Annotated in this window: 16 protein-coding genes; 5 read left to right on the top strand and 11 right to left on the bottom strand. The window is 61.8% G+C overall.

The window, feature by feature from the left end; all coding sequences use genetic code 11:
- Positions 1 to 20: 20 nt before the first annotated feature.
- The 3 genes from U3654_RS14955 to U3654_RS14965 form a co-directional block, all read right to left on the bottom strand.
- The gene (locus tag U3654_RS14955) at positions 21 to 1,481 is read right to left on the bottom strand and encodes a PLP-dependent aminotransferase family protein (RefSeq protein ID WP_324752346.1); all 1,461 of its coding nucleotides are present in this window, start codon (positions 1,479 to 1,481) and stop codon (positions 21 to 23) included.
- A 77-nt stretch (positions 1,482 to 1,558) separates the two neighbouring features.
- A complete protein-coding gene (locus U3654_RS14960; protein ID WP_324752347.1) occupies positions 1,559 to 2,140 on the bottom strand; it encodes a DUF1523 family protein in 582 nt (193 codons plus the stop codon).
- A gap of 10 nt (positions 2,141 to 2,150) precedes the next feature.
- Positions 2,151 to 2,417 (bottom strand): hypothetical protein, encoded by a 267-nt coding sequence (locus U3654_RS14965; RefSeq protein ID WP_324752348.1) that lies wholly within the window; start codon positions 2,415 to 2,417, stop codon positions 2,151 to 2,153.
- Positions 2,418 to 2,611: 194 nt separating this feature from the next.
- Between U3654_RS14965 and U3654_RS14970 the strand changes: the two genes are divergently transcribed.
- Positions 2,612 to 3,433 carry an NYN domain-containing protein gene (locus tag U3654_RS14970; RefSeq protein WP_324752349.1) on the top strand — a complete coding sequence of 274 codons (822 nt, stop codon included), beginning with the start codon at positions 2,612 to 2,614 and terminating at the stop codon, positions 3,431 to 3,433.
- 231 nt (positions 3,434 to 3,664) lie between these two features.
- Here U3654_RS14970 and U3654_RS14975 read toward each other — a convergent pair whose 3' ends face one another.
- Positions 3,665 to 4,873 carry an aminopeptidase P family protein gene (locus U3654_RS14975; protein ID WP_324752350.1) on the bottom strand — a complete coding sequence of 403 codons (1,209 nt, stop codon included), beginning with the start codon at positions 4,871 to 4,873 and terminating at the stop codon, positions 3,665 to 3,667.
- A gap of 166 nt (positions 4,874 to 5,039) precedes the next feature.
- On the opposite strand from U3654_RS14975, the gene U3654_RS14980 reads away from it, so the two are divergent.
- The 3 genes from U3654_RS14980 (at position 5,040) to U3654_RS14990 (ending at position 8,822) form a co-directional block, all read left to right on the top strand.
- Positions 5,040 to 6,038 (top strand): P1 family peptidase, encoded by a 999-nt coding sequence (locus U3654_RS14980; protein ID WP_324752351.1) that lies wholly within the window; start codon positions 5,040 to 5,042, stop codon positions 6,036 to 6,038.
- Between the two features lie 105 nt (positions 6,039 to 6,143).
- Positions 6,144 to 7,274, top strand: coding sequence for a transporter substrate-binding domain-containing protein (locus tag U3654_RS14985; protein ID WP_324752352.1), 1,131 nt, complete (start codon positions 6,144 to 6,146; stop codon positions 7,272 to 7,274).
- A gap of 78 nt (positions 7,275 to 7,352) precedes the next feature.
- Complete coding sequence (locus U3654_RS14990) at positions 7,353 to 8,822, top strand: NAD-dependent succinate-semialdehyde dehydrogenase (protein WP_416384521.1); 1,470 nt, start codon at positions 7,353 to 7,355, stop codon at positions 8,820 to 8,822.
- Positions 8,823 to 8,882: 60 nt separating this feature from the next.
- Here U3654_RS14990 and U3654_RS14995 read toward each other — a convergent pair whose 3' ends face one another.
- The 6 genes from U3654_RS14995 to U3654_RS15020 form a co-directional block, all read right to left on the bottom strand.
- Positions 8,883 to 9,350 (bottom strand): Hsp20 family protein, encoded by a 468-nt coding sequence (locus tag U3654_RS14995; protein ID WP_324752354.1) that lies wholly within the window; start codon positions 9,348 to 9,350, stop codon positions 8,883 to 8,885.
- Between the two features lie 140 nt (positions 9,351 to 9,490).
- Positions 9,491 to 10,276 carry a trypsin-like serine peptidase gene (locus U3654_RS15000; RefSeq protein ID WP_324752355.1) on the bottom strand — a complete coding sequence of 262 codons (786 nt, stop codon included), beginning with the start codon at positions 10,274 to 10,276 and terminating at the stop codon, positions 9,491 to 9,493.
- Between the two features lie 2 nt (positions 10,277 to 10,278).
- Positions 10,279 to 11,097 carry a trypsin-like serine peptidase gene (locus tag U3654_RS15005; protein ID WP_416384522.1) on the bottom strand — a complete coding sequence of 273 codons (819 nt, stop codon included), beginning with the start codon at positions 11,095 to 11,097 and terminating at the stop codon, positions 10,279 to 10,281.
- A gap of 58 nt (positions 11,098 to 11,155) precedes the next feature.
- Positions 11,156 to 12,454 carry a glycolate oxidase subunit GlcF gene (gene glcF / locus U3654_RS15010; protein WP_324752356.1) on the bottom strand — a complete coding sequence of 433 codons (1,299 nt, stop codon included), beginning with the start codon at positions 12,452 to 12,454 and terminating at the stop codon, positions 11,156 to 11,158.
- Entirely contained in the window at positions 12,454 to 13,578 is a 1,125-nt protein-coding gene (locus tag U3654_RS15015; protein ID WP_324752357.1) for an FAD-binding protein, read from the bottom strand. The genes glcF and U3654_RS15015 overlap by 1 nt, the downstream gene beginning before the upstream one ends.
- Before the next feature lie 50 nt (positions 13,579 to 13,628).
- Positions 13,629 to 15,068, bottom strand: a complete 1,440-nt coding sequence (locus U3654_RS15020; RefSeq protein ID WP_324752358.1) for an FAD-linked oxidase C-terminal domain-containing protein — start codon at positions 15,066 to 15,068, stop codon at positions 13,629 to 13,631.
- A gap of 111 nt (positions 15,069 to 15,179) precedes the next feature.
- Between U3654_RS15020 and U3654_RS15025 the strand changes: the two genes are divergently transcribed.
- Positions 15,180 to 15,539, top strand: coding sequence for a hypothetical protein (locus tag U3654_RS15025; RefSeq protein WP_324752359.1), 360 nt, complete (start codon positions 15,180 to 15,182; stop codon positions 15,537 to 15,539).
- A gap of 58 nt (positions 15,540 to 15,597) precedes the next feature.
- Here the strand turns inward: U3654_RS15025 and U3654_RS15030 are convergent, their stop codons facing one another.
- On the bottom strand, positions 15,598 to 15,942 hold the full coding sequence (locus U3654_RS15030; protein WP_324752360.1) for a DUF1801 domain-containing protein: 345 nt from the start codon (positions 15,940 to 15,942) through the stop codon (positions 15,598 to 15,600).
- Between the last annotated feature and the right edge of the window lie 86 nt (positions 15,943 to 16,028).

A 16,028-nucleotide genomic window follows, 5' to 3' on the forward strand; every position in this document is an offset into this window, starting at 1 on the left:
ACGCGATGGGGCCAAAAAAACTACGCACGGCGCAGTGCTTCGGCGATCAGGGCGATGCCGGCGCCGATCTTGCCCGGCGGGATCGACGAATAGGCGAGGCGGTAGAAGTTGCGCGGCGGTGTCGGCCCCTGAAAGAAGGACGCGCCAGGTTCTATCAGCACGCCCACACCGCGTAGATCTGCGGCGATTGCCCCCATATCGACGCCCTCAGCCGCGCGCATCCATATCGACGAACCGCCATGCAGCCCGCGCCCGGCCACGGTCAGGCCATGCTCGGCCAATGCATCCTCCATCACGCCGCGCCGCTCGCCATAGGCGCGCGAGGTGCGGCGGATCAGGCTGTCGTAATGTCCGAGGCTCAGGAAATAGGCCGCCGTGCGCTGTATCAGGCCGGGTGGATGGCGCAGCACACTGGCCCGCAGCGCGCGCGCCTCGCGGATAAACGGGCGCGGGCCGACCAGATAACCAAGGCGCAGGCCGGGAAAGATCGACTTGGAAAAGCTGCCGACATAGATCACCCGCCCATCCCGATCGAGCGATTTCAGCGAGGGCGAGGGCGCATTCAGGAACGACATCTCGAACTCATAGTCATCCTCGACAATCAGCGCATCCATGCTGCGCGCCTTGGCCAGCAGCGCGCGGCGCCGCGCCATCGGCATCGTCGCATTGGTCGGGCATTGGTGGCTGGGGGTGGTGAAAATCACGTCCGCATGATCCGGCAGCGCGCCGGGTAGCAGGCCGCGCCCGTCGACAGGAACGGCAGCAGTATGACAGCGCGCCTGCGTCAGGATATCGCGCAGGCCATAGTAACATGGATCCTCGATCACCGCCGTGCGACGCTGGGTCAGTAGCACCTGCGCGGTCAACCAGAGGGCGTTCTGCGCGCCCATGGTAACGAGGATCTCATCCGGCTCGGCCAGTATCCCGCGCCGGGGCAGCGTATGACGTGTGATGAATTCGATCAGCTGCGGATCGTCCTGATCATAGTAATCCGTCGCCTGCGCGTGGAAATCCTTTTGACCCAAGGCACGCAGCGCGCAATGGCGCCAATTGGCGTGATCGAACAACTTTGGATCGCTCTGCCCGTATAGAAACGGATAGGGATAGCTGGCCCAATCCTGCGGTTTTTCCGGTGTCGCGCCACCGGTATAGCGACGCCCCAGCGCACGGGACCAATCGATGCGGTCCTGCGTGGGATGACGCGAGGCAAAGCGTGGTGGCTCGGGCGCGGTATCGGACACGTAGTAGCCCGATCTGTCGCGCGCGGTCAGATAATCGTTTGCCTGCAATTCGGTATAGGCCAGCGTGACGGTGATGCGGCTTACGCCAAGATGCGCGGCGAGGCCGCGGGACGATGGCAGCTTTTCCCCCTTGGCAAAGCGACCCGACAGGATGCCCTCGGCAATCATCTGCTGGATGCGCGCCTGCAAAGTGCCGGCCGCATCAGCGCTGAGGAAAAAGGTTTCGACCGGGATCGCCATAGCGCGAGCCTAGACTGGACCTATGGCTGGCGCAATCTGGCCCGATAGAGAGAGTTGTTTTTCGCCAAAATCAGCGCTTAACCCCAGCCGTCGGTATAGTCGTCAACCTTGCGCTTTTCGCGGCGGGTGCGGAACTTGCGCCACCTCGCCCAAATGCCCCAAAAGAGCGCGGCAAGCAGCGTAAGAAGGATGATGTTAAACCACGGGATGATGCGCACATCCGGTCCGTCGACCGCCTTGACCGAGATGGCGTTGGGAAAAATCGACATGAACTCGTTGCGCCAGCCGTAATGCGTGATCGACACCCATTGCGCGGTGCCCGCGCTCCGCTTGGAGAGAAGATCAGACGCCTCAGCCTGCAGGTTCGACGTGTCGAATTTGAAATAGGGCGGCCAGCCCCAGCCGGTATCCTCGTTGCGATAGATCATCGGCTTACCGTCCGTGCGGAACGCCTGGATAAAAAACACGTCGCGGTTCTTTGGTGCCTGCGCGTTGCCCGAGTTCGAATTGGCCCAGAAAATCGAGTTTTCGCCGAAATCGACGCGCTTTTCATAGGTGTCGGTGATGCGCGCAATGTCGTGCTGCGGTAGCGTGTAGTGCAGGAATGCGATGATGATCGCCCAGAACACGCCCCAGAAAACCCATTTTACATAGACCATTCCGGCCCCCTCACTTGAAATTCGTCAGATACACGATCGTGCCGATCACGACCATCGGCACGACGTAAACGCCCAGAATCAGTTTTCGGCGCACCGATCCGTCATATTCTTTCAGCCCCGCGTCGACAAAGTCTTCTTCGTCGCCGGGCCTGCCCGCCACCAGCCATTCAGCCTCCAGCTTGCTGCGCCGCACCCGCCGCGACCAAAGCGACAGCGCGATGTAGATCACCGTCAGAATCGCCCCACCAATGAGGATGAGCTTTGCCAGTGCGAGCATGGTCGTCCTTTCGCTGCGCCTGATCCTTTTTAGGCTGGATCGACGCGACATGGAAACAGGATGTGTAAGGGTGCAGCCCTTGCTGGGCGCCTTTGGGTTTGCTGGCATCGTTTTCAGGATCGTTTTGCGCCCTTATGGTCTTCTTAGGAATCCTAAGCTACGTTTCTGCTAACGGCATCTATACGAGCAATACTATGACGCACGAACCGACCACGTTGGGCGAAAAGCTTGCGCCTCACGACCTTAAGACGCCGGGCTTTGACTTCGGCGCGTGGTTGCGAAACACATTCCGCTCAGCGTTGATCGTCTCGCTGCTGACGGCAGCTTCCGCGCTGCCCTTGTGGTGGTATTTGATGCGCCCCGTTGTGGACATGGACATCATACTGCCGGTTTCAGCAGTGCTGGTTATATTCTGGCTGATTGTCTATTCCGGGTTTCGTTCCACTAGGCAGCATTACGTCGAGCCACACTACTTGCTGGCCAATGATCGTGAAAGGTTCATGCGCGACCTGCGGCTAGATGCGAAAACTGTCATTATTGACGGCAGCAATATTTACCACTTTGGTCACGACAACGGATTAGACGCTCAGCCGCTTGCGGAGATCGCGCACCAATTGCGGACCGAAGGGTATCGTATCGTTTGTTTCTTTGATGCCAGTATTTTTTTCAGGCTAATGGAGCACGGAGCCCTCCCACGGGTTAAACATCATACATTCGCGCTGCTCTATGATATTTTTGGCCTCAGACCAGATGAAATCTATGTGGTGCCTAGCGGCGTTCAAGCGGATCAATTCATTCTGGAGAGTCTGAAGCACCTGCCGATATCATTTGCTGTAACCAACGACCAATTCCGCGACTATGCCACGGAATACGCAGGGGTGATGAAGGACCAGCATTGGCGCAAAGGCGTGGTGATTTCAAAAAATGAGATCAAGTTGCTGCAGTATCGGTTTCAGAACCCAATTCTGATTGAATTAGACAGGCACAACCGAAAGAAATTGGTGGCTGCAGAGTAGCGCTGAAACCGCAGTTGGCCAGCGCCTACCTCGCCCCGCCTAGCCGCCCAAAGGGGCTTGTCGCTGGGGTCTGATAGTCAACAATGCTCCGGCACGCTTTCACTGAATGCCGCAGTGTGGCGAACGCCAAGAGGTGTTTCGCCCACTCCGCCACTTGGCCACAGGCTACTTCGTTATCGCAAAAAGGGCGGCCCACTAAAGGCCGCCCTCTGAAATCCAAAACAGTCAGCCTTAGCCGACGACGTTGAAATCCGGGCCGTAGGGATAGCCGGTGATGTCTTCGTTGCCGTCTTCGGTGATGATCAGCACGTCATGCTCGCGGTAGCCGCCTGCGCCGGGCTGATCGTCCGCGATGGTCAGCATCGGCTCCATCGAGATGACCATGCCGGGCTCGAGCACTGTGTCGATATCTTCGCGCAGTTCCAGACCCGCCTCGCGGCCATAGTAGTGCGACAGGATGCCAAAGCTGTGGCCATAGCCGAAGGTGCGGTATTGCAGCAACTGACGCTCTTCGAGGAAGTCGTTGATCTTGTGCGTGATCTCCGAGCAGGTCGCGCCCGGCTTGAGCAGGCTCATGCCGTATTCATGCGCAGCGATGTTCGCCTCCCAGATCTTGAGGCTAGCCGGATCCACCTCGCCCACGAACATCGTGCGCTCCAGCGCGACGTAGTAGGCCGAGATCATCGGGAAGGTGTTCAGCGACAGGATATCGCCGGTTTCCAGCTTGCGCGCGGTGACAGGGTTGTGTGCGCCGTCGGTGTTGATGCCCGACTGGAACCAGACCCAGCTATCGCGGTATTCCGCATCCGGGAATTCCTTGGCAATCTCCAGCTCCATCGCGTCGCGGCCTGCAATGGCGACGTCAATCTCGCGCGTGCCGACCTTGATCGCGTCCTTGATCGCGTAGCCACCCACATCCGCGACCTTGCAGCAGCGGCGGATCAGATCCAGCTCGGCCTGGCTCTTGTGCATACGCTGAACCATTGTAGTAGGCGCGATATCGACCGATTTGGACGGCTTGAGGAAGCTGTCCATCTTGGATTTCTGCAGCAGCGTCAGGTGATCGGCCTCATAGCCGATGACTTTGCCTTCGCCCGATACGGACAGGATCGCGCGCCAGTAGTTGTCGCGCTGCCAGTCTGTATAGGTGATGTTGTCGCCATGGCTGCGGCGCCAGGGCTGGCCTGCGTCGATACCGGCGGAAATGGTCACGTCCTGATCGGCAGTGACGACCAGACCGTAGGGACGACCGAAGGAGCAATAGAGAAAGCCGGAGTAGTACGCGATATTGTGCATCGAGGTGAACACGGCCACGTCGACACCCAGATCGGACATGCGCGCACGCAGGCCCTTGAGGCGTGCGTCATACTCGGCCCCATCAAACTGAGGTTTGGCCTTTTCGCCATTGTGGAAGCGATACATTTCTGGACGTTCAGTCATTTCGACCCTCCTAAATAGAAAGGTCCCGGCGTTCAGGACGGTTGGACTACAAACGGCCTTGTCCCGAATCGGGGAAGCGGCGCCACCGCCTCGGCCTGCTGTCTTTGTTGCCTATCACGTGTATTCTGGCAAGATATTTTGCAAATAGATGCAGGAATCCCGGCATATGACCGCTCAAACAGGCCCGATGAACCTGATTACCGACGTGCCGGGGCTGCGTGTCGGCAACGCAAACGACGGCGCGCTGAGATCCGGCGCGACGGTGCTGACGGCGGATGAACCATTCACCGCAGGCGTGCACGTCATGGGCGGCGCGCCCGGCACGCGCGAGACGGATCTGCTGGCGCCGGACCGGACCGTGCAGCAGGTGGATGCGCTGGTATTGTCGGGCGGTTCGGCCTTTGGCCTTGATGCGGCGTCGGGTGTGGCGGACGCGCTGCGCGCCGCAGGGCGCGGTTTTGCCGTGGGGAATGTGCGCGTGCCAATCGTGCCGGGCGCGATCCTCTTTGATCTGCTGAATGGCGGGACCAAAGATTGGGTTGAGAACCCTTACAAGCGCCTCGGGGCCGAGGCATTGGCCGCCTGCGCGGCTAAATTCGACCTTGGCAGCGCCGGTGCCGGCACGGGTGCGCTGATGGCGACGCTGAAGGGTGGCCTCGGCTCGGCGTCGTTCGTGCTGCCGTCCGGTCATACAGTCGGCGCACTGGTCGCGGTCAACGCATTGGGGTCGGCAACCGTCGCAAATGGCCCGCATTTCTGGGCCGCCCCGTTCGAGATCGGGGATGAATTCGGCGGCCTTGGCCCTGCGCGCAGCTTTGGCGAAGTGCATCTGCCGCCAACCAAGTTGGGTGATGGCGGCAATACCACCATCGCCATTGTCGCCACAGATGCCGCACTGAACCAAGCGCAGTGCACCCGGCTGGCCACAGCGGCGCATGACGGCATGGCCCGCGCCCTGTTGCCGTCGCATACGCCGATGGACGGCGATCTGGTCTTTGCCGCTAGCACCGGCGCAAGGGCGCTTGCAGATCCGGTGGCCGACACCCTGATCCTTGGCCATGCTGCCGCGACCTGCCTCGCCCGCGCTATCGCTCGGGCCGTGTATCTGGCGCGCGCAGAGCCGGGCGATATCCTGCCCTGTTGGTCGCAACGTTTCAGCGATTGAGCGTGCCGGACGAAGCAGCGCTTGCGCGCCGGGGCTGGCCCCTTGAACCTTTTGGCTCAAATACCGATAAAGCGGCCCAGAACCCAAAACAGGAGATCACCGACCTTGCCGATATGCGACACACGCGCCCCCGTGAGGGCGCTGGCCCTGATCTTTGCCCTGCTTCTGACCGCGCTTCCTGCCGCCGCGCAGGACATCGGCGCCGACAGTGCCGCCGAAGCCGCGCAAGGTGCTGAGGAAACCGGCCCGCTGATCGTCGCGACCAAAAGCGCGCCGCCCTTCGCCTTAGTCGGGACGGACGGCGAATGGAGCGGTATCGCAATCGACGCGATGCTGGCCGTGGCCGACGATCTGGGCCGCAGCATTGAATGGCGTGAGGACACGTTGGAGGGGATGCTGGCCGCCGTCGAAGCAGGCGAAGTGGACGCCGCCGTCGCGGCCATCACCATCACGCCCGCACGTGAGGCCAAGCTGGATTTCACGTTTCCCTACTACACGACCGGCCTTGGCATCGCGATAGACCCCGACGCCGGAAGCGGCTGGTTTCAGGTGATAAAAAACCTCTTTACCTGGCAATTCGCGGTCGCGATCGCCACGCTTTCGACAGTTCTACTGGCCGCCGGCGCCGCTGTCTGGGCGTTTGAGCGGCGCAGCAACGAGGAATTCCCGCGATCCCCGGCCCAAGGGCTGGGCGACGGGTTCTGGTGGGCGGCGGTCACGATGACCACGGTCGGCTACGGCGACAAGTCGCCGCGCACTCTGGGCGGGCGCATCGTGGGCGTCATCTGGATGTTTACCGCCATGCTGATCGTCGCCAGCTTTACCGCCGCCATCGCGGCATCACTGACGGTCGGCAGCCTCGGGAATGCGATCCAAGGCGTGTCAGACCTGAAGAAATACCGCATTGGCGTAGTGCAAGGCACCACCGGCGACGAGGAAATGGCCGCACGCGGCATTCGCGTGGCACGCTATGACGACATCAATGACGGCCTGCAAGGGTTGCTGGACGGCGAGGTGAGGGCGGTCGTTTATGATAAGCCGTTGATGCAATATGTCGCGCTTCAAAACTTCGACAACGAGGTGCAAGTTCTTGAGGATGCCATCGGACGTCAGGATTACGGCGTCGCCCTACCCACCGACTCAGCTTTGCGTGAGCCGATGAACCGCTCTTTGCTGAGATATCTGCGCAGCGACGCGTGGTCGCGCGTTCTGGACCGTTATCTGGGCATCCCCTAACGTCGCACCGACAACGCTGGACAAGCGCGATCCAAGGTGCTTTGGCTCGCGTAAACTCAACCCGAAAGGATGCATGACATGAGTAAGACCGATCTTAAATCCCTGCTCAAGGATCCCGAGCTACTGGCCGACAAGGCCTATGTGAACGGCAAATGGGTTAGCGGCGACAAGACGTTCGACGTGAAAAACCCGGCACGCGGCGATGTCATCGCCAAGATGGCCGATCTCAGCCGCGAGCAGGTGAGCGAGGCTATCGCCGCCGCTGAAAAGGCGCAAAAGGAATGGGCCAAGTGGACCGGCAAGGAGCGCGCCAATGTGATGCGCAAATGGTTCGATCTGATGATGGAGCATCAGGACGATCTGGGCATCATCCTGACCGCCGAGCAGGGCAAGCCGCTGGCCGAAGCCAAGGGCGAGGTCGCCTATGGCGCGTCGTTTATCGAATTCTTTGCCGAAGAGGCCAAGCGCGTCTACGGCGAGACGATCCCCGGCCACCAGCGTGACAAACGTATCATGGTCATCAAGCAGCCCATTGGCGTTGCCGCATCCATCACGCCTTGGAACTTCCCCAACGCGATGATCACCCGCAAGGCCGCACCTGCGCTGGCCGCTGGCTGTGCGTTTGTCGGTCGCCCCGCGGCTGAAACGCCGCTGTCGGCCACCGCCATGGGCGTTCTGGCCGAGCGTGCGGGCATCCCGGCGGGCGTGTTCAACATCGTCACATCGTCGCGCTCGTCCGAGGTAGGCAAGGAATTCTGCGAGAACCCCGCCGTGCGCAAGCTGACGTTTACAGGGTCGACCGAAGTAGGCCGCATCCTGCTGAAACAAGCCGCCGATCAGGTCATGAAATGCTCGATGGAACTAGGCGGCAACGCACCCTTCATCGTGTTCGACGACGCCGATCTGGACGCCGCCGTCGAGGGCGCCATCATGTGCAAGTTCCGCAACAACGGCCAGACCTGCGTCTGCGCGAACCGCATCTATGTTCAAGCAGGCGTCTATGACACCTTCGCGGAAAAGCTGAAGGTGGCTGTTGAAAAGCTGAAGATGGGCGATGGTCTGGAAGAGGGCGTCACCCTCGGCCCGCTCATCAACGCCGACGCAATTACGAAGGTGCAAGAGCACGTCGCCGACGCCAAATCCAAGGGTGGCAAAGTCATCTTGGGCGGCGGCGAGCCTGCTCAGCGCGAGGGGCATTTCCTGCCCCCGACCATCATCACCGGCGCAACGCAAGACATGCAGTTCGCCACGGACGAGACGTTCGGCCCCCTCGCGCCGCTGTTCAAGTTCGATGATGAGGACGACGTGATCGCGATGGCCAACGACACGATCTTTGGCCTTGCCAGCTATTTCTACGCCAAGGATCTCAGCCGCGTCTACAAGGTGGCCGAGGCGCTGGAATATGGCATCGTGGGTGTGAACACCGGCATCATCTCGACCGAGGTGGCACCATTTGGCGGCGTCAAGCAGTCCGGCCTTGGCCGCGAAGGCAGCCATCACGGCATCGAGGATTACCTCGAGATGAAATACATCTGCATGTCGGTCTGAACGTCAGACTGCCGATGCTAAAAATACGCCCCGCCGGATATCCGGCGGGGCGCTTTCGTCTTAGTTGACGGATTTCGCGTCGACGACATCCTTGTCGCTGCTTTTGCCGCCTGCGATCGCAATACGGCGAGGCTTCAGCGCCTCGGGCACTTCGCGCACCAGATCGATATGCAGCATACCGTCCGCATGGGTTGCACCCATCGCGCGCACATGATCGGCCAGTTGGAAACGCCGCTCGAACGCGCGGGTGGCGATGCCGCGATGCAGATAGGTGCGCTCTTCGCCGTCATCGGCCTTTTTCGCCGAAACGATCAGCGCGCCCTCGCGCAGTTCGACCGACAGATCATCCTCGGCAAAGCCTGCCACGGCGATCGAAATGCGCCACGCATCATCGTCATTTTTCTCAATATTATAGGGGGGATAGGTCGGCTGTGCGACGTCGCTGGACAGGACACGGTCCATCATATCCGCGATTTGGTCAAAGCCAACAGTGGCCCGATACAGCGGGGCCAGATCAAAGTTTCGCATGGGTCATCCTCCATTGAGCGATACCATTATGGAATGCCTTCCCACATGGGACAGGCGGGTCATTCGCCGGACCCTCAGTGGCATCCGGCATCAGATATTTGGGTAACGATACGGGCGAATTCAAGACCTCGGCGAGCGCCTCACGGCTTTGCGAATTTCGCGCCCATCGCTCCGCCGCCCTGCCCCACCTGCACCCGCCGTGGGCTGGCAGTGGCCACCGCGGGTCCGGCACGCAGCGCGCGCTTCATCTCGTCGACGAGGCGCGGCAACTCCATGCCATAGGCCACATCGCGCCCACCGCTTGAGATCAGCGAAACGATCCGCGCCCGCTGGCCATGAACACGCGAAAAGACCGGCGAGCCGGACGAGCCGAACGTCACGTCGCAGTCGAACCGCATCAGCCCGCGCCCTGCCGCCGTCACGCCGCAATCGCGCTGCCACGACAGTGCCGCATCACGCCCCTGCCCGTATGACACGACGCTTACGCGCTGTCCTGTGCGCCCGCCCGCGGTCAGCACAAAAGGGCTGGCAATGGCGGCGGGAATGGCGTCCGACAATTTAAGCAGCGCCGCGTCGTGGCGTACCATATCGCTGTTCAGATCAGGGCCGGGCGCGTATCCGGGATGCGCCGCAACCTGCGCCACCCCACTTTGCGAGATGAATACCCCGTCACGCAGCCCGGCGCGAAATGTCATGTCCTGCGGCGCAATCGGTGCGCCCGTCTTGTCATAGACGCAATGTGCCGCTGTCAGCACCAGATCGGGCGCAATCAGCGTGCCGGTGCAATAGCCATGATCGCTCAGTTCCAACCGCCCGACGGCCTCCCAGCCAAACAGATCCTCGCGGTCCGTCAGTCGGATCAGCCCGCTGGCAATCACCGGGGCAGCCACAGCACAGAGCAGCGCGGCGCATATGACGGCGCGCATTCTCATGGCTTGGCAAACTTGGCGCCGGTGTCGCGCACTTGACCGACCTCGGCCATATTGGGTCCGGTGCCAGCGTTCCCGCCCTTGCCTGCCGCCAACTCAGCCTTGAGCACTTCCAGCGGTAGCAGCAATTGCGTGCCTAATGATACCTTTTGCCCGTCCACTTCGGCCATGGCCGACACCACCGATACGACGCGCGGCGCGCCCCCGTCAAAGGTGAAGATCGGCGCGCCCGAGCTGCCGTAATCGACATCGCAAGACATGACCAGCACGCCCTCCTGACGGGCCATCACGTCGCAGACCTCCTGCAAGGACGGCGCCTCCGAGCGCCCGCGCGCATAGCTGACCACACCGACCTGTTGGCCTGTCTTTGGGCGTTTGTCGGTGCCAAATGGCTCAACGCGCGCGTTGCGAATGGGATGGCGCAACTCTAGCAGGGCCACGTCATTGCGCACCCGCTCGGCGACGACCTCGCCGTTATGGACATAGCTGGGATGGACCACCGCGCGCCGCACCCAGCGATAGGCCAAGGCGCGCCCGTTGCGCCAACCTGCCAGAAACTCGATCTTTTCGTGGTTCAACCGCGCGCCGGTCACACTGTCAAAAAGGCAATGCGCAGCCGTCAGCACCAGATCGGGCGCGATCAGCGCCCCGGTGCAAAACCCACGCCCGGCCAGTTCGAGTCGCCCGACCCCCTCCCATCCGCGTCCGTCATCGCCGGTATCGAGCCGTTTCAGCGCGCTCTCGTCTGCTTGGGCCAGCATTGGCACCCCGCCCAAAGTCAGGCCCAGCGTCAGGGCAACGAGCAGGATGCGCAGCATAATATCTCCGGGAGATTTGATGTCTTCACGCCCGAATAGCAACGGTTTGGGGCGAAATTTAGGCATCTGCCCGCCTATCCAGAGCAGGTGGCGAGGGGCCGCCTGTCGCCCAGTCCAACAGTTCAACGGTGTGAACGATGGGAATATCCGTGCCGCTGCCAATCTGCATCATGCAGCCGATATTGCCCGCCGCGATGATATCGGGCGCGCGGGCCTCCAGCGCCCGGACCTTGTGCGCCTTTAACTGTTTCGAGATTTCGGGCTGCATCAGATTATACGTCCCCGCCGAGCCGCAGCAGAGGTGGCTGTCCGCAGGCTCCACCACATCAAAGCCGGCGTGCCTCAGCAGATCCTTGGGATAGGTCTTGATTTGCTGGCCGTGTTGCAATGAACAGGCCGCGTGATAGGCCACGGTCAATCCCTTGGGCGCGCATTTTGGCAGGTCCAGTTGCATCAGTAGTTCCGAAATATCCATGGCAATTCCCGACACGCGCGCAGCGTCATCCGCCAGCGCGTCGTTGCGAAACATGTGGCCGTAATCCTTGATCGTCGTGCCGCAGCCGGACGTGTTGATCACGATCGCATCCAGGCCCTGCCCGTCCATCTCACTGCACCAGGCCCGGATATTTTTCGCCGCCGCTGCGTGGCTCTCGTCCGTTTTGCCCATGTGATGCACCAGCGCGCCGCAACAGCCCGCGCCGCGCGCCACCACGACGTCGCAACCCAGCCGCGTCAGCAGGCGGATGGTGGCATCGTTAATATCCGTGTTCAGCGCCTTTTGCGCACAGCCGGTCATCAGCGCCACCCGCTTGCGCCGCGCGCCATGGGCGGCATGTGTCTGGGGATCGTCGTTGCGGCTGATCGGCGGGATGCGCTTGGGCGCCATCTCAAGCATCGCGCGCAGCCGCGCATCCGGCATGAGTCGCGCAAGCGGTCGCGCCGCCTTGGCACCCAAAAGGGCCAGCCGAAAGCGAATTGGATAGGGCAGGATCCGCGCCAGCATCCAGCGCAACGCGCGCTCGCCCATGGGGCGCTTGTAGTTCTCTTCGATATAGGCGCGGGCGTGATCGACCAGATGCATGTAATGCACGCCCGACGGGCAGGTCGTCATGCAGGCAAGGCAGGACAGGCAGCGATCGATATGCTTGACCGTCTTGGCGTCCGGCACGCGCTCATTCTCCAACATGTCCTTGATCAGGTAGATGCGGCCCCGTGGGCTGTCTAATTCATCGCCCAGTATCTGGTAGGTCGGGCATGTCGCGGTGCAAAACCCGCAATGCACGCAGGCGCGCAGGATCTGATTCGAGCGTTCGAAATCGGGATCGGTTAGTTGCTCGGGCGTGAAGTTCGTCTGCATCAGAGGGCTCCTTCGCGAGCGCGGTCCATCATTCCAGCGTTGAGTATGCCTTTTGGATCGAACCGCTGGCGCAAGCCCGCCTCCAGCGCAGCGACTGGTGCCGATGCGGGATGAAAAACGCCCAGTCGCGTCTTGGTGGCGGGGTCTGCGCGGATCAACGTCGCGTGACCGTCGAAATCGCCCAATGCGGCGCGCAAATCAGTTCCCTCGGGCACCCGCAACCAGATCAAGCCACCGCCCCAGTCGTAGATGGCAGCGGCCCCCGGCGCACGCGCGGCCAGTTTCGGGCCCTCCGACGGTCGGCAAGAGACGCGCCAGACATCGCCGCTGCCTTCCAACGCTGTGACATCGCGCACCGGGCACCACGCGGCCTCGCTATCATCCAGCATCTGCCAGTCGCCAAACTCGCTTAACACTCCGAGCAGCTTGTCAGCGCGATACGCGACCGAGGCGGCGAACCCCTCCAGCCGGATCAAAGTGCGCGGCGCGCCGGTTGCCACATGCGCCGCGCCCGACACCTCATATGGCGACCCCAGCGCGCGCGATAACGCCCCGACGGCGCGCATGTCGTCCAATCCGTCCAGCGCCAAGGTCACCGAAGCGCGCGGCACCGGCAGCACCTTTAGCGCGACCTCGCTCAGCACGCCCAGCGTGCCGTGACTGCCCGCCATAAGACGCGTTAGATCGTAGCCGGTGACATTCTTCATCACGCGCCCGCCATTTTTCAGAACGTGGCCCATGCCATCGACGAACCGCACGCCCAGCAGGAAATCCCGGCAGGCCCCCACGGCGACCCGACGCGGCCCCGACGCATTGACCGCCACGACACCGCCAATGGTCGGCTCGCCCGACGTGCCCAGCAGGCCGCGATGATCCATGGGCTCAAACGCCAGCCGCTGCCCCTCGCGCGCCAGCGCCGCGTCAACCTCGGCCAATGGCGTGCCAGCACGTACCACCAGTGTCAGTGCGCCCGGTTCGTAAAGAGTGATACCGCGCAGCCCCGCCGTCGACAGCACGTCTCCGCCCGCCACGCCAATGGCGCGCGTGCCGCCCCCGACGATCCGCAAGGGGCCGGCTGCGTCTGCAATGACGCGCGCAAGGTCGGCTTCTGTTTCGGGACGCAACACGTTTTTCTTGCCTCAAATGTCCAGAGATACACGCGCAGCGCGCGAACCTACTCCGCCGCCATTCGCCGGGCGGCACTACTGCCCAGCGGAAACACCTTGGCCGGGTTCAGTAGCCAGCCGGGATCGAACACATCCTTGACGGCCATCTGAATATCCAGATCCTCGGGCGCATACTGATAAGCCATCAAATCGCGTTTTTCGATGCCCACCCCATGCTCACCGGTCAGGCAGCCGCCAACTTCGACGCATAGCTTGAGGATCTCGGCGCCCAGCGCCTCGCAGGTCTCTTGCTGGCCCGGCGTGTTGGCATCATAGAGGATCAGCGGATGCATATTCCCATCGCCCGCGTGAAAAACATTGCCGACCTTCAGCCCATACTCGTCGCTCAACTCACCTATTCGGCGCAGAACAAAAGGCAGTTGGCTGACCGGGATCGTGCCATCGAGGCACATGTAGTCGCCCAACTGCCCCATTGCGCCAAAGGCCGACTTGCGCCCTAGCCAGATGCGCGCGCTTTCCTCGGCCGAGGCGCTTTCGCGCAGTTCGACGGGGTTGTGGCGCCGCGCGATGTCGAGGATGATTGCAAGCTGTTCGTCGATCTCAGCCGGGCTACCCTCAACCTCGACGATCAGTAACGCCTCGCAATCGGGATACCCGGCATGGGCGAATGCCTCGGTCGCGCGGATGCAGGGGCGGTCCATGAACTCGATCGCGACGGGCAGCACGCCCGCCTTGATGATGTCCGACACGCAGGCACCCGCCACCTCGTTGCTATCATAGCCGATCAGCACGGGGCGCGCGCCTTCGGGCTTGGGCAGAATGCGCAACGTCGCCTCGGTCACGACGCCCAACTGGCCTTCCGAGCCGCAGATCAACGCCAGAAGGTCCAGACCACCTGACTCCAGATATGGGCCACCAATCTCGGTCACGGTGCCGTCCATCATCACCATGGTCACGCCCATCAGATTATTGGTCGTCACGCCGTATTTCAGGCAATGCGCCCCGCCCGAATTCATCGCGATATTGCCCGCGATGGCGCAGGCCAGCTGACTGCTGGGATCGGGCGCGTAGAAAAATCCGCGCTCTTCGACGGCATCGGTCACGCTCAGGTTCGTGCGTCCCGCCTCGACGCGGATGAGGCGGGCATCATAGTCGGTCTCAAGCACCGCGTTCATCCGCGCAACGCCCAAAACCACGCAATCGGCGGTGGGCAAAGACCCCCCCGCCAGCGATGTTCCAGCGCCGCGCGGCACCACCGGAACGCCCATCTCGTGACAGATCTTCAGTGCAGCCGCGACCTCGGCGGTCGAACGTGGCAGCACGACGGCCAGCGGCGCACAGCGATAGGCGGCGAGCGCGTCGCATTCATAGGCGCGCGTCTCGGCAGGGTCGGAAATGACGGTGCCGGGCGACAGGGCGGCGGTCAGTCGCGCGACAATCCGCGCCTTGCCGGCGACGATGGCCGCGTCAGGTATGGGCATGTCCATGGGCCAGTCTCCTTACACCCAAGGTATTGCGCAGGTCGGCCCAAGGCAAGGCTGGCCCGCCGCCGCACCGCGCAGACGTGCGCGCGCCCGACAGCAAGTGTATAAGGCCGCATGAAATTGATTCTCTGCCTCGCTCTCGCCGCCCTCATTCCTGCTACCGCCGTTGCTCAGCCGCCGGTCATTACGGATGTGCGGGTGGCCCGCGACGACATGGGTTGGAAATTTTCAGTGACAATCCTGCATCCCGATACCGGCTGGGACCACTATGCCAACGGTTGGGATATCATGTCCGAGGACGGCACGGTGTTGGCCACGCGCGTTCTGCACCATCCGCATGTCGACGAGCAGCCGTTTACCCGCAGCCTGCGGCAGGTCGTGCTGCCCGACGGTACGCAGCAGATATTCATCCGGGCGCATTGCTCAAAAGGTGACCGCTCGGCACCCGGCACAGCGGTCAAAATTAGGCTCTGACGACTGCCAACAGCCGCACAAGGCACGGTGAATCGGATTGCGGACGCAACACCCGCCTTCATGTGTCGAGTGCCAGAGCGTTATCTACAAACTGGCTCAATGCGACGCGATCAATTGTGCCCGCTACGGGAATTTTTACGTGGCGCATGAGACGACCTTCGCCCACCAGCAACCCGTTTGGATCATCGAGCTTCGCACCATTTGCGAATCCCAGAGTCATATGTTTCTTTGCTTTTTGTATGTAAAAAATCATCGATATCTTTGAGTAACATGGCTGACCCCACTTAAGATCCTCTCGCAGTTTCGGATCGCGGGACAGGACAAGAGCCCTCAGATCTTTCGCTATGATGCCTTGTTCATCCGACAGGTCTGAGAACCACTTGTCCACGTCAACATTCTGCATGTGATCTTCCCTCTGAAAACATCCATTGTCGTCAACCATTGCTTCGTCGGCGAAACTTCAGAAGTAGGCGGCCCGCGGGAAAACCC

Origin of the sequence: Roseovarius sp. Pro17, from assembly GCF_035599575.1 — a bacterium.
Classification (GTDB): Bacteria; Pseudomonadota; Alphaproteobacteria; order Rhodobacterales; family Rhodobacteraceae; genus Roseovarius.

What these genes read in the sequence shown, in the direction of transcription:
- U3654_RS15005 (WP_416384522.1), bottom strand. Translation starts at nt 11,097, where the DNA reads ATGCTGCGCATCCTGCTCGTTGCCCTGACGCTGGGCCTGACTTTGGGC.
- U3654_RS14980 (WP_324752351.1), top strand. Translation starts at nt 5,040, where the DNA reads ATGACCGCTCAAACAGGCCCGATGAACCTGATTACCGACGTGCCGGGG.
- U3654_RS14975 (WP_324752350.1), bottom strand. Translation starts at nt 4,873, where the DNA reads ATGACTGAACGTCCAGAAATGTATCGCTTCCACAATGGCGAAAAGGCC.
- U3654_RS14965 (WP_324752348.1), bottom strand. Translation starts at nt 2,417, where the DNA reads ATGCTCGCACTGGCAAAGCTCATCCTCATTGGTGGGGCGATTCTGACG.
- U3654_RS14955 (WP_324752346.1), bottom strand. Translation starts at nt 1,481, where the DNA reads ATGGCGATCCCGGTCGAAACCTTTTTCCTCAGCGCTGATGCGGCCGGC.
- U3654_RS15020 (WP_324752358.1), bottom strand. Translation starts at nt 15,068, where the DNA reads ATGGACATGCCCATACCTGACGCGGCCATCGTCGCCGGCAAGGCGCGG.
- U3654_RS14960 (WP_324752347.1), bottom strand. Translation starts at nt 2,140, where the DNA reads ATGGTCTATGTAAAATGGGTTTTCTGGGGCGTGTTCTGGGCGATCATC.
- U3654_RS15030 (WP_324752360.1), bottom strand. Translation starts at nt 15,942, where the DNA reads ATGCAGAATGTTGACGTGGACAAGTGGTTCTCAGACCTGTCGGATGAA.
- U3654_RS14995 (WP_324752354.1), bottom strand. Translation starts at nt 9,350, where the DNA reads ATGCGAAACTTTGATCTGGCCCCGCTGTATCGGGCCACTGTTGGCTTT.
- glcF (WP_324752356.1), bottom strand. Translation starts at nt 12,454, where the DNA reads ATGCAGACGAACTTCACGCCCGAGCAACTAACCGATCCCGATTTCGAA.
- U3654_RS15000 (WP_324752355.1), bottom strand. Translation starts at nt 10,276, where the DNA reads ATGCGCGCCGTCATATGCGCCGCGCTGCTCTGTGCTGTGGCTGCCCCG.
- U3654_RS14990 (WP_416384521.1), top strand. Translation starts at nt 7,353, where the DNA reads ATGAGTAAGACCGATCTTAAATCCCTGCTCAAGGATCCCGAGCTACTG.
- U3654_RS14970 (WP_324752349.1), top strand. Translation starts at nt 2,612, where the DNA reads ATGACGCACGAACCGACCACGTTGGGCGAAAAGCTTGCGCCTCACGAC.
- U3654_RS15025 (WP_324752359.1), top strand. Translation starts at nt 15,180, where the DNA reads ATGAAATTGATTCTCTGCCTCGCTCTCGCCGCCCTCATTCCTGCTACC.